General features: G+C 66.4%; 10 protein-coding genes. 3 read left to right on the top strand and 7 right to left on the bottom strand.

Features of this window, described 5'->3' with window-relative positions; translation table 11 throughout:
• Positions 1-2 precede the first annotated feature (2 nt).
• The 6 genes from MW290_RS16765 to MW290_RS16740 all read right to left on the bottom strand — a co-directional run bounded on the left by MW290_RS16765 (position 3) and on the right by MW290_RS16740 (position 7,869).
• The gene (locus tag MW290_RS16765) at positions 3-935 is read right to left on the bottom strand and encodes an ABC transporter permease (RefSeq protein ID WP_250198849.1); all 933 of its coding nucleotides are present in this window, start codon (positions 933-935) and stop codon (positions 3-5) included.
• Positions 932-2,503, bottom strand: a complete 1,572-nt coding sequence (locus MW290_RS16760; RefSeq protein ID WP_250198848.1) for an ABC transporter substrate-binding protein — start codon at positions 2,501-2,503, stop codon at positions 932-934. The genes MW290_RS16765 and MW290_RS16760 overlap by 4 nt, the downstream gene beginning before the upstream one ends.
• 46 nt (positions 2,504-2,549) lie before the next feature.
• A complete protein-coding gene (locus MW290_RS16755; RefSeq protein WP_250198847.1) occupies positions 2,550-3,533 on the bottom strand; it encodes an ABC transporter permease in 984 nt (327 codons plus the stop codon).
• Between the two features lie 101 nt (positions 3,534-3,634).
• Entirely contained in the window at positions 3,635-5,176 is a 1,542-nt protein-coding gene (locus MW290_RS16750) for an ABC transporter substrate-binding protein (protein ID WP_250200031.1), read from the bottom strand.
• A gap of 188 nt (positions 5,177-5,364) precedes the next feature.
• Positions 5,365-6,624: a porin gene (locus tag MW290_RS16745; protein WP_250198846.1), complete on the bottom strand. Its 1,260-nt coding sequence runs from the start codon at positions 6,622-6,624 to the stop codon at positions 5,365-5,367.
• 225 nt (positions 6,625-6,849) lie between these two features.
• The gene (locus MW290_RS16740) at positions 6,850-7,869 is read right to left on the bottom strand and encodes a porin (protein ID WP_250198845.1); all 1,020 of its coding nucleotides are present in this window, start codon (positions 7,867-7,869) and stop codon (positions 6,850-6,852) included.
• A gap of 238 nt (positions 7,870-8,107) precedes the next feature.
• On the opposite strand from MW290_RS16740, the gene coq7 reads away from it, so the two are divergent.
• Positions 8,108-8,737, top strand: a complete 630-nt coding sequence (gene coq7, locus MW290_RS16735) for a 2-polyprenyl-3-methyl-6-methoxy-1,4-benzoquinone monooxygenase (protein WP_250198844.1) — start codon at positions 8,108-8,110, stop codon at positions 8,735-8,737.
• 129 nt (positions 8,738-8,866) lie between these two features.
• On the opposite strand, the gene MW290_RS16730 is transcribed toward coq7, so the two are convergent.
• Positions 8,867-9,316 (bottom strand): OsmC family protein, encoded by a 450-nt coding sequence (locus MW290_RS16730; protein ID WP_250198843.1) that lies wholly within the window; start codon positions 9,314-9,316, stop codon positions 8,867-8,869.
• A gap of 274 nt (positions 9,317-9,590) precedes the next feature.
• On the opposite strand from MW290_RS16730, the gene ilvA reads away from it, so the two are divergent.
• Both ilvA and MW290_RS16720 read left to right on the top strand, forming a co-directional pair.
• Positions 9,591-11,144 (top strand): threonine ammonia-lyase, biosynthetic, encoded by a 1,554-nt coding sequence (gene ilvA, locus MW290_RS16725; protein ID WP_250198842.1) that lies wholly within the window; start codon positions 9,591-9,593, stop codon positions 11,142-11,144.
• A gap of 21 nt (positions 11,145-11,165) precedes the next feature.
• Positions 11,166-12,290 (top strand): nicotinate-nucleotide--dimethylbenzimidazole phosphoribosyltransferase, encoded by a 1,125-nt coding sequence (locus MW290_RS16720; protein WP_250198841.1) that lies wholly within the window; start codon positions 11,166-11,168, stop codon positions 12,288-12,290.
• Positions 12,291-12,310 lie beyond the last annotated feature (20 nt).

Here is a 12,310-nt window from a genome sequence, read left to right as displayed (position 1 = left end):
AATCAACGCAGGCGCGGGTTGAGCGCGTCGCGCAGCCAGTCGCCCAGCAGGTTCACCGACAGCGCGATCAGCACCAGCATCGCGCCGGGGAAGATGGTGATCCACCATTCGCCGGAGAACAGGAAGTCGTTGCCCACGCGGATCAGCGTGCCTAGCGAGGGCTGCGTCGGCGGCACGCCCACGCCCAGGAAGGACAGCGTCGATTCGGTCAGGATGGCCAGCGCCACCTGGATGGTGGCCAGCACCAGCACCGGGCCCAACACGTTGGGCAGCACATGCTTCCACATGATGCGGCCCGAGCTGACGCCGATGACGCGCGCCGCCTGCACGTACTCCTTGCTGCGTTCCACCATCGTGGAGCCGCGCACCGTGCGTGCATACGGCACCCAGCCCGGTATCGCGATGGCCAGGATCAGCACCGCAAAGGCCAGCGTGTCATGCGCGTTGGGAAACATGGCGCGGCCGACACCGTCGATCAGCAGCGCGATCAGGATGGACGGGAACGACAGCATGACGTCGCACACCCGCATGATGAAGGCGTCGGTCTTGCCGCCGACGAAGCCGGACAGCAGGCCCAGGCCCACGCCCAGCACCACCGACAGCAGCACCGAGGCGATGCCCACCAGCAGCGAGATGCGCGCGCCGTACATCAGCGCCGAGAGGATGTCGCGGCCCTGGTCGTCGGTGCCGAACAGGTACTTGCTGCTGCCGCCCTCCTGCCAGGCCGGCGGCAGTCGCGCATCCGACAGCTCCAGCGATGCCAGGTCGAACGGGTTGTGCGGCGCCACCACGTCGGCGAACAGCGCGCAGAACAGGCACACCGCCGCGATGAGGGCCGCGGCGATGGCCATGGGCGAGCTGCGGAAGCTGAACCAGACGTCGCTGTCCAGCGCGCGGCGCCACCAGGAAGGGGCGGCTGCAGAAGCGGTGCTCATTTGGCTTTGACCGTGACCCACTTGAAGAACAGGCGGTTGTCGGGCAGCTGCACCAGGCTCACGTTGCTGCGCATCGCCCAGGCCAGGGCCTGCTGGTGCAGCGGGATGTGGCCCACGTCATCGGCGTGGATCTTGAACGCCTCGCGGATGTAGGCGTTGCGCTTGCTGTCGTCGATCTCGGAGGCGATCTTGGCGGCCAGCTCATCGAACTTCGGGTTGCTGTAGCTGCCCAGGTTGAACTGGCCCTGGCCCTTGTCGGTGGGCGTGGCCATCAGCGCCGAGATGGCATCGTGCGCATCGGTGGTGCTGGGCGTCCAGCCCAGCAGGTAGAAGCTGGTGTCGCGGCGCAGGATCTTCGGGAAGTAGGTGTTCTTGGTCTCGGTCTGCAGGTTCACCTTGACACCGATGCGCGCCAGGCTGGCGGCCACGGCCTGACAGATCGGTCCGTCGTTCACGTAGCGGTCGTTCGGGCAGTTCATGCCCACCTCGAAGCCGTTCGGGTAGCCGGCCTCGGCCATCAGCTTCTTGGCGGCTTCCACGTCATACGGCAGCCGCTTGTTCATGTCGGGCTGGAAGCCGCGGATGCCCGGGCCCACCATCAGCGCGGTGGGCGACGAGGCATTGCGCATCACGCGCGACTTGATCGCGTCGATGTCGATGGCCTGGTAGAAGGCCTTGCGCACCCGCACGTCCTTGAAGGGGTTCTTGCCCTTGACGTTGGAGAACAGCAGTTCGTCGCGCTTCTGGTCCATGCCCAGGAAGATGGTGCGCAGCTCGGGGCCTTGCAGCACGGTGAAGCCGCCGGCCTTCAGGCGCTCCACGTCCTGCAGCGGCACCGGCTCCATCACGTCCACCTCACCCGACAGCATCGCCGCCACGCGGGTGGCGTCGTTGCCGATGGGGGTGAAGATCACCTCGTCGACGTTGCCCTCGAACTTCTCGAAGTAGTTGTTGTTGCGCACGATCACCGTGCGGGTGGAGGGCTGGCGCTCCTTCAGGCGGTACGGGCCGGTGCCGTTGGCCTTGAAGCTGGCGTAGTTCTCGATGCCCTTGCGGCGGTCCACCGGGCGCTCGGCCTTGTTCTCCTCGCACCACTTCTTGCTCATGATGAACAGGCTGGTGAGGGTGTCCGGCAGGATGGGCAGCGGCGCGTTGGTCTCGATGTCGACCGCGAAGTCGTTGACCTTGCGCACTTCCTTGATGGGGTTGGTGTAGCCCTTCATGTCGGAGCCTTCGGAGGCGCCGCGCTTGAAGGAGAACACCACGTCGTCGGCGGTGAAGGGCGTGCCGTCGTGGAAGGTGACGCCCTTGCGCAGCTCGAAGCGCCACACCGTCGGCGAGGTCTGGGTCCACTTGGTGGCCAGGCCCGGCTTGAGCGACATGTCCTTGCCGCGGCTGACCAGCGGGTCGTAGATGTTCTGGGTGAAGCTGAGCTGCAGCGTCTCGTTCAGCGAGTGCGGGTCCATCGACTGCACGTCGCCGACGTCGGCCACGCGCAGGGTGACGGCCTGGGCCAGGCCGCAGGCCAGGGCAAGCGCGGCGGCGAGAAGGGTGGGCTTGAACTTCATGGTGAGGACTTCCACGGCAAACGCAGGGACAAGGGACAGGGGGCGATCAATGGCCGGCGGTACTGCCATCGATGCGCAGGCGGGGATCGACCGCGAAATAAAGCAGGTCGACCAGCAGGTTGATGAGCACGAAGATCAACGCCACCAGGCACAGGTAGGCCGCCATCACCGGGATGTCGGCGAACTGCACCGCCTGGATGAACAGCAGACCCATGCCGGGCCACTGGAACACCGTCTCGGTGATGATGGCAAAGGCGATCAGGCCGCCCAGTTGCAGCCCGGTGATGGTGATCACCGGCACCAGCGTGTTCTTGAGCGCATGGCCGAAGTACACCGCGCGGGTGTGCAGGCCGCGGGCGCGGGCGAACTTGATGTAGTCGGCGCGCAGCACCTCCAGCATCTCCGAGCGCACCAGCCGCATGATCAGCGTGAGCTGGTAGATCGACAGCGTGATGGCGGGCAGCACCAGGTGCTTGAGGCCATCGACCGTGAGGAAGCCGGTGGTCCAGCCGCCGATGGTCACCACATCGCCGCGGCCGAAGCTGGGCAGCACCTTGAGCGTGACCGCGAACACCAGGATCAGCAGGATGCCGATCAGGAAGGTGGGCAGCGAGACGCCCAGCAGCGAGAAGGTCATCATGGCCTGGGCCAGGAAGTTGCCCCGCCGCAGCGCTGCATACACGCCCATGGGCACGCCGATGAGGAGTGCGATGACGGCCGCAGCCAGCGCCAGCTCCAGCGTGGCCGGAAAGCGCTCGGCGATGAGGGACGAGACCTTGCGGCCCTGGCGCAGGCTGAGACCGAACTCACCCTGCACCGCATTGCCGACGAAGGCGGCGAACTGCACGGGGAAGGGCTTGTCCAGGCCGAGGTCGGCGCGCAGCTGCTGACGCTGCTCGGGCGTGGCGTCCTGGCCCAGCAGGTTGGTGACCGGATCGCCCACGTACTGGAACAGCATGAAGGCGATGAAGGCCACCGTCAGCATGACGACGATGGCCTGGACCAGCCGGCGGAAGATGAAAACAAGCATGTGCTGCGAAGAGGAAGCCGGCGCCGCCTGGGCGGCCGGCTAGCCTTGGATAGACGCGATGGGCGCGGTGCCCGGCTGTGAGGCCGGCACCACGAGAAGGTTCAATCGATGCGGACGGTGCGCATGTCCAGCCGGTTGTCGGCCCGGTGCGCCACCTCCACGTTCTTCTTCATCGCCCAGGGGATAACCTGGTTGTGCAGCGGGATGTGCGAGACGTCCTGGTGCGACAGCAGCAGCGCCTGCTCGATCAGCGCGTTGCGGTTGCCCTGGTCCACCTCTTTCTTGATGCGCTCGACCAGCGCATCCATCTGCGGATTGCTGTAACGGCCGATGTTGTAGTTGCCGTCACCCTGCGCGCCCACCGAGCGCACCAGCGACTGCAGCGAGTACAGCGCATCGAAGGTGGGCACGCCCCAGCCCAGCAGGTAGATGCTGGGTTCATAGCGCTGCAGCATTGGGAAGTAGGTCACCAGCGGCAGCGTGCGCAGCTTGGCCTTGACGCCGATGCGGGCCCACATCGCGGTGATGGCCTGGCAGATCTCTTCGTCGTTGATGTAGCGGTTGTTGGGGCAGGCGAAGTCCACCTCGAAGCCGTTGGCGTAACCCGCCTCGGCCAGCAGCTTGCGCGACTCGTCGGGGCTGTAGGGCCAGCGGGCATCGGCCTTCTTGGTCCAGCCATTGACCTGCGGCGCGATCAGCGTGCCGGTGACCTGGCTCAGGCCGCGCATCGTCACGCGGTGGATGGTCTGGATGTCGATGGCCTGGTACAGCGCCTTGCGCACCCGCAGGTCCTTCAGCGGGTTCTTGCCCTTGATGTTGGAGCCGGGCAGTTCGTCGCGGAACTGGTCCATGCCCAGGAACATCGTGCGGTTCTCGGCGCCGTCCAGCACCTTCAGGTTGGAGGCGGCACGCAGCTTGGGCAGGTCGGCCGGCGAAGGGTCGAGCACCAGGTCCACCTCGCCCGACAGCAGCGCGGCCACACGCGTGGCTTCCGACTTGATCGGCGTGTAGACGATCTCGGTGACGTTGCCGTTGGACTTGCCCCACCACGCCGGGTTTTTCTCCAGCACCAGCTTCACATCCGGATCCCAGCTCTTGAGCATGTAGGGGCCGGTGCCGTTGGCATGGCGGTGGGCGTAGTTCTCTTCCTTGGTCTTGATGTCCTTGGGCGAGGTGCTCTTGTTCTTCTCGGCCCACTCCTTGTCCATCATGCGCAGCTCGGTCAGCTGGCGCAGCAGCACCGGGTTGGGCCCGCGGGTGATGATGTCGATGGTCTCGTCGTCGACCTTCACCACCTTATCGATGCCCTGTGTGAAGACGCCGTAGTTGGACGTTTTCTCCATCGCGCGGTTGATCGAGAACACCGCGTCATCGGCGTTGAAGGCCGAGCCGTCATGGAACTTCACGCCCTTGCGCAGCTTGATGCGCACCTGGGTCGGGCTGACCTGCTGCCAGCCAGTGGCCAGCAGCGGCTCCAGATCGAACTTGGCGTTGTAATAGAACAGCGACTCGTACACCGTCGCGTGCACGCCATTGGCCAGCGCATTGTTCTGCGAATGGATATCCCAGGTGGGGATATCACTGGCACTGGCCCATTTGAAAGTCTTGGCCTGGGCCGGCACTGCTGCAAACACAGCAGCCATCACCACTGGCACCCAGGCCGATGTCTTGGAATGCACCACCTTGGGTACTCCTCCTGGAAAAGCCCGGATCATCCGCAAAAGGCGTGCCGCACGCCAAGGCGGGTAAGTCCGTAGCTGAAAACGACGATACCGGCGCAAGGCCGGTATCGCAGGGGCTGCCGACCGAGGGTCGTCAGCCGGTGGAACGATCAGAACGTGTGACGCACGCCGACCGTGAAGGTGGTGGACTTGCCACCCGGGTTCACGCCCACGCCGTTCCACACCGGCACTTCACGCAGGCCGGTGCTGACCAGGAAGGGCTCCGGGCCGCCGTTCAGGAAACCGGTGGCACTCACCCGCGACGAATTGCCTTCGTCGTCCTTCAGCCAGCCGTAGCGGGTGTACAGCGCGGTGCGCTTGCTCAGCAGGTAGTCGGCGCCGATGACCAGGGCCTTGTCCTTGCCTTCGGTGAAGTTCTTGAACTCCTGGATGCCGTACATCGCGCCGACCTGGATATTGCTGCCCACCAGATAACGGGCGCCGACGGCGAAGGAACGGATGTCGATGCCGCCGCGCATGGCGGCAATGGCCGACGACTTCACGTCGTACGAGCCTTCACCGTAGGCAGCGGCCACCGCCCAGCCGGAAGCCGCGATGTAGCGGCCCGACACCACGTAGCTGGTGTAGTCACCCAGCACGGCCACGGGGTTGGCACCCAGGAACAGCGGCACGTCGAAGCGGTTCTTGTGGTACGCCGCGGAGACGCTGGCACCCTCACCACCCGGCACCGGGTTCTGCGCCCAGTTCACGAAAGCACCCCAGGTCTTGCCAGCGCCTTCGGCACCGGCCGACTGGCCGCCGAGGATCTGCGCGCCGCCAGCGGTGCTGTTGCGCACGGCGCCGGTCACGCCCGAACGGCTGACGCCCGCGTTCGGCGACACCGCCACGCTGCCGGTGAACTGGCCCGCCTTGAGCCAGTAGCTCACCTGGTTGTCCTGGCGCACCTGCAACTGGTTGATGGTCAGCAGACCCGTGAACAGGTCGGTGCCTGCCAGGCGCTCCGTGGTGGAGAAGGCCTTGGCGTAGAAGAACGGGGCGTACTGGCGACCCAGGCGAACCTCGCCGTAGGGCGTGGTCAGCGACACATACGCCTGACGACCCCAGGTGCGGCCGTCGTTGCCCAGCGTGCCGGTGTCGGGGGTCGGCTGCATTTCCAGCACGAAGCCTGCCTTCAGGCCGCCGCCCAGATCTTCGGTGCCGCGGAAACCCAGCGCGCTGATGGAGGACATGCTGGGCGTCAGGCGCTCCTGGCGGCCGACACGGCCTGCCAGCACCGACGACACACCGGCCGTGCGGTTGGAGGTGTCCGCCCCTACATCCAAGGTGCCATAGATCTCAACCGTGGATTGCGCTTGCACCGAAGAAAGCGCGACGAGGGAGGCGGCAGCGGCCAGGATCTTTAGTTTCATGGAGGGTCTCCGTGCAGCGATGAGGATTTCGCCTGTCTATGGACTCAGCGGGGACCATTATTGCCAGCACGTGAATCCTTCAATTCGCCGTGTTGCAGCGCTTGCACAGGAAAAAACCCCTATCAACCCTGTCACCTGCGCAACTCGGAGCAACTCGGAAACGAAAAAGCCGCCCGAAGGCGGCTCTTGTGTTGCTGACGCAAGCTGCCCGAAGGCAGCGCGACATCAGAACGAGTGGCGGACGCCGACTTCGAAGCCGGAGGAATCGTCGCCCAGCGCCGAGCCCTTGCCACCAACGGTGTAGTAGGCGTTGCCGTCGTTCTTGATCAGAGCGTACGAGGTGTACAGCGCGGTGCGCTTGGACAGGTTGTGGACGTAGCCCAGCGCGAACTGGTCGGCGTCGTTGCCATCGATCGAGCCCTTGCCTTGCACCTTGGTGTACGAAGCGCGGATCAGGCCGGCGCCGACGGGCACCGAACCACCGAACGTGAAGTGACGCTCCTTGGCCGAGCGGAACTTGTTTTCCGACACGATACCGTTCAGCTTGAAGGCGCCGAAGTCGTACATGGCAGCGATGCCACCGGTCTTGAAGTCGTCGTCGCCGGTCGACTCGGTCTGGCCGTAGAAACCACCGACGTTCAGCGGACCAGCGGCGTAGCCCAGACGGCCACCCATGTACTTCTTGCCCACGGTGCCTTCGCCAGCAGCGACCGACACTTGACCGTAAAAGCCACCCAGGTTGCTGGGCAGGAAGTAGCTGACCATGTTGTCAGCACGAACCAGGGTGTCCAGAGCCGGACGCTGAGCGGCGGCAGCGGTCACGACACCAGTGTGCAGCTTGCTCACGTCGCCGACACCGTTGGTGCCGAACACGTCGAAGTCGGCGTAGCCCGTGAAGGTCGGGACCAGGTCACGGCCCAGACGCACTTCACCGAAGTCGCCCATCAGGCTGATGGTGGTGCGACGGTGCCAGAAACGTTGGGCGTTGGTGGAGCCGTCATCGTTACCGATGGCGGATTCCAGCCAGAAGCCAGCCTTCAGGCCACCGCCCAGGTCTTCCACGCCGCGGAAACCGAGGCGGCTGGAAGCCAGACCGCTGTTGGTCAGCTCGGTCAGCTTGGTGCCGTTGTTGTCGGTGTAGCGGACGGCAGCGTCAACGATACCGAACAGGGTGACGGACGACTGCGCAGCGGCCACGCCCGAGAAGGCGCCCAGAACGGCCAGAGCGAACAGAGATTTTTTCATTGCATCGATCTCCTAGGTTGAACAAGAGGTCCCGCTCACGACTTCTGCCCGATCCCAAGGAACCAAGACTGCCGCGCAGGCCAACCTCCTTTGCGGAAGCTGAGGGGATTGCACCAGACGACCCGGTGCGATGCAAAGAATTGACCGCGTAAACCAGGCTTGTGTTGGCTGTGCGCAACGCATCGTCAAGCCGCGCCGGTCGGCGGGAGGGTGGGGTTTGGGTATCCTTTCCAGCACCATGAACCAAGTCGATGCCCTGCTGAACGCCGCGGACACCGCGCTGCGCACGCTGTCCGGCGGTGCCCGTGCGGCACGTCCGCTGCCCACCGCGCCCGAGACCGCCGCCCAGGAACTGTCGCCGGAAGATCGACGCCTTTCCGGCGCGCTGATGCGGGTGAACCACGTCGGCGAGGTGTGCGCCCAGGCGCTCTATCAGGCGCAAGCCCTGACGGCGCGCGACCCCGCCCTGCGCGACGCCATGAACCAGGCCGCCAAGGAGGAACTGGACCACCTGGCCTGGACCGCCCAGCGGCTGGAAGAGCTGGGCGACCGCCCCAGCCTGCTCAACCCGCTCTGGTATGCCGGCGCTTTCGCCATCGGTTTGGTGGCCGGGCGCGCCAGCGATGCGGTGAGCCTGGGATTTCTGTCGGAAACGGAGCGACAGGTGGAGCAGCACCTGGACGGCCATCTCGACCGCCTGCCGCCGCAGGACGAACGCTCACGGGCCATCGTCGCGCAGATGAAGATCGACGAGGCCCGCCATGCGCAGCATGCCGAAGCGGCCGGCGCACAGCCGCTGCCGCGCGCGGTCACCGGCCTGATGCGCGCAGCCAGCAAGGTGATGACCTTCACCGCACATCGCATCTAGAGGGATGAGGCCCCCAAGCTCGCTGCGCTCGCGTCCCCCCAGGGGGGAGCGTTCAGCCTTGGGACGGCCCGGCGGCTGAACTGGCCGCCCCCAAGCTCGCTGCGCTCGCGTCCCCCCAGGGGGGAGCGTTCAGCCTTGGGACGGCCCGGCGGCTGAACTGGCCGCGACGATCTCGAACCCGGTCGTCACTTCGGCCGTCTTGGCCAGCATGATGGTGGCCGAGCAGTACTTGTCGTGCGACAGCTCGATGGCGCGCGCCACCGCCGCCTCGGGCAGGTTGCGGCCGCTGACCTTGAAGTGCAGGTGGATGCGCGTGAACACCTTGGGGTCGACGGGCGCCCGCTCGGCCGTCACCTTCACCTCGCAGCCGGTCACGTCGTGGCGGCCCCGCTTGAGGATCAGCACCACGTCATAGGCGGTGCAGCCGCCGGCGCCGGCCAGCAGCGTCTCCATCGGCCGCGGCGCCAGGTTGCGGCCGCCGCCGTCGGGCGCGCCGTCCATGTTCAGCAGATGGCCGCTTCCCGTCTCGGCCACGAAGCCCATGCCGGTCGCGGGCACCCAGTTGATCGTGCATTCCATCGCTGTTTTGCACCGTGTCGGTGCTTTTGTGTCTATGTGATGGGAATTTTGCAACGCGAACCGACGCCGCGACGCGCGCAAGGGCAGATTTTCATCGCCCCGTTATTGCAGCGCAGCACGCGGGCTGCTAGAGTAAACCCCACTGGTGAGGCCTTCTGCCCACCTACCGGTTGTCTCCTCCACCTCCTCCATTGGTGGATTCGGCCCGAGGCGCAAGCCTCGGGCCTTTTTCTTTATGATGCGGCGCCGCATCATAAGAAAGACGACCGTCACCATGGCAGGCGCCAGCTCCCAGCGATCCTCCCGCGGCAGTACCCCCCACCCCGACTACCTGCGCAAGATTCTCACGGCGCGCGTCTACGACGTGGCGATCGAGTCTCCGCTGGACCATGCCCGCAACCTGTCCAAGCGGGTGGGCAACCAGGTCTTCCTGAAGCGTGAGGACCAGCAGCCGGTCTTCAGCTTCAAGCTGCGCGGCGCCTACAACAAGATGGCCCACCTGTCGGCCGACCAGCTGGGCCGCGGCGTCATCTGCGCCTCCGCCGGCAACCATGCCCAAGGCGTGGCGCTGAGTGCCAAGCGCCTGGGCGCGAAGGCGGTGATCGTGATGCCGGTGACCACGCCGCGCGTGAAGGTCGACGCGGTCAAGGCACTGGGCGGCGACGTGGTGCTGTTCGGCGACAGCTACTCCGACGCGGCCGAGCACGCCAAGCAGTTGCAGGCCGAACGGGGCCTGACCTTCGTCCACCCGTTCGACGATCCCGACGTGATCGCGGGTCAGGGCACCATCGCGATGGAGATCCTGCGCCAGCATGAAGGCCCGATCGACGCGGTGTTCGTCGCCATCGGCGGTGGCGGGCTCATCTCCGGCGTGGCCTCGTACATCAAGGCGGTGCGGCCCGAGATCCGCGTGATCGGCGTGCAAACCACCGACTCCGACGCCATGGTGCGCTCGGTGCGTGCCGGCAAGCGGGTGGCGCTGAACGACGTCGGCCTGTTCGCCGACGGCACCGCCGTCAAGCTGGTGGGTGAAGAAACCTTCCGCATCGCCCGCGAACTGGTGGACGAGTACGTGGTGGTGGACACCGACGCCGTGTGCGCCGCCATCAAGGATGTGTTCCAGGACACCCGCAGCATCCTCGAGCCCTCGGGCGCGATGGGCGTGGCCGCCATCAAGCAGTACGTGGACACGAACAAGGTCAAGGGCAAGACCTTCGTGGCCATCACCTGCGGCGCCAACATGAACTTCGACCGCTTGCGCTTCGTGGCCGAACGGGCCGAGGTGGGTGAAGAACGCGAGGCGGTGTTCGCCGTCACCATCCCCGAGGCGCGCGGCTCTTTCAAGCGCTTCTGCGAGCTGATCGGCCCGCGCAGCGTCACCGAATTCAACTACCGCATCTCCGACGCCGAAACGGCGCACGTCTTCGTCGGCGTTTCCACGCAAAAGCGCGAGGAGGCCCACACGCTGGCCCGCAGCTTCGAGCGCCACGGCTTCAAGACGCTGGACCTGACCGACGACGAGCTGGCCAAGCAGCACGTGCGGCACATGGTGGGCGGCCGCACCGAGCTGGCGCACGACGAACGGCTATACCGCTTCGTCTTCCCCGAGCGGCCGGGCGCGCTGATGCGCTTCCTGGCGGCGATGCCGCCGAACTGGAACATCAGCCTGTTCCATTACCGCAACCAGGGGGCCGACTATGGCCGCATCCTGGTGGGGCTGCAGGTGCCCAAGGCCGAGCGCAAGGCCTTGCGCGAGTTCCTGGACGGACTCAACTACCCCTTCGTCGACGAGACCGACAATCCCGTCTATCGCATGTTCCTCCGCTGATCCGGTGCTTAAACTGGCCCGATGCCGGTCAACCGCTCGCTGATCTCGCCCACCTCCAGCGCCCTGCTGGAGAGCGCGCTGCGCGACAAGCTGCTGCGGCGCAGCGAGACCACCGGCAGCCTGGGTGAACTGGAGCCGCTGGCCGTGCGCCTGGGGCTGATGCAGAACACGCTGAAGCCCCGCCTGCGGGAGCCGCAGGTGGTGTTGTTCGCCTCCGACCACGGGCTGGCCGTCGATGGCCTGAACCGCCCGCACCAGCGCAGCACGCGTGAGCAGGTGCTGCAGCTGCTGAGTGCCCAGCTGCCGGTGGCGGTCTTCGCGCGCATCCAGGGTATGGAGCTGTCGGTGGTGGACTGCGGCGTGGCCGAGACGCTGCTGCCGCACGACCGGCTGCTGATGCGCAAGATCGCCCACGGCACCCGCAACGCCCGCGTCGGCCCGGCGATGAGCACCGACCAGGCGCATGCGGCCATCCGCGCCGGCATGGAGATCGGCGATGCCCTGCGCGGCAACCTGGTGGCCTGCGCCGGCATCGGCGTGGGCAGCCATGAAAGCGCGGCCTTGGTGCTGTCGCGGCTCAGCGACTCGTCGATCCGCGAGCTGCTGATCGAAGGCCCGCAGATGAACCAGGACGACCTGGCCCACCTGATGGCCGTGGTGCAGGGCGCGCAAGGCCGCCACCGCGACACCAGCGACCCCGTGGAAGTGCTGGCCGCCTTCGGCGGCTTCGAGATCGCGATGATGGTGGGCGTGATGCTGGTCTCGGCCAGCAAGCGCCATCTGGTGATGGTGGACGGCATGGCCGCCTGCGCGGCACTGATGGTGGCCTCGCGCATCGCGCCGCCGGTGACCGACTACTGCGTGTTCTGCCGCAGCCATTCGCACCAGGGGCTGGACCAGGCGCTGGGGCTGTTCCGCGCCTCGGCACTGCTGGAGCTGGGCATGGAAAGCACCGACGGCACCGGTGCCACCGTGGCCTGGCCGCTGGTGCGCGCGGCGGCCGCGCTGCTCACCGAGGTGGCCGAAGGCGAAGACCCCGGCCCGTCACGCCCGGTGGCCATGACCACCGGCGAAATACCGCTGGCCCCGCCCGGCGAAGACGCCACCCGGCCCGGGCCGCTGGACGCCCCGGACGTGCCGCTTTAGCCATCGCCAGCGGAACAGGC

It is taken from the genome of Aquincola tertiaricarbonis (assembly GCF_023573145.1).
Taxonomy (GTDB): Bacteria; Pseudomonadota; Gammaproteobacteria; order Burkholderiales; family Burkholderiaceae_C; genus Aquincola; species Aquincola tertiaricarbonis_B.
The sequence above is the reverse complement of the archived record's forward strand: the minus strand, read 5'-3'. Positions and strand labels throughout refer to the sequence as shown.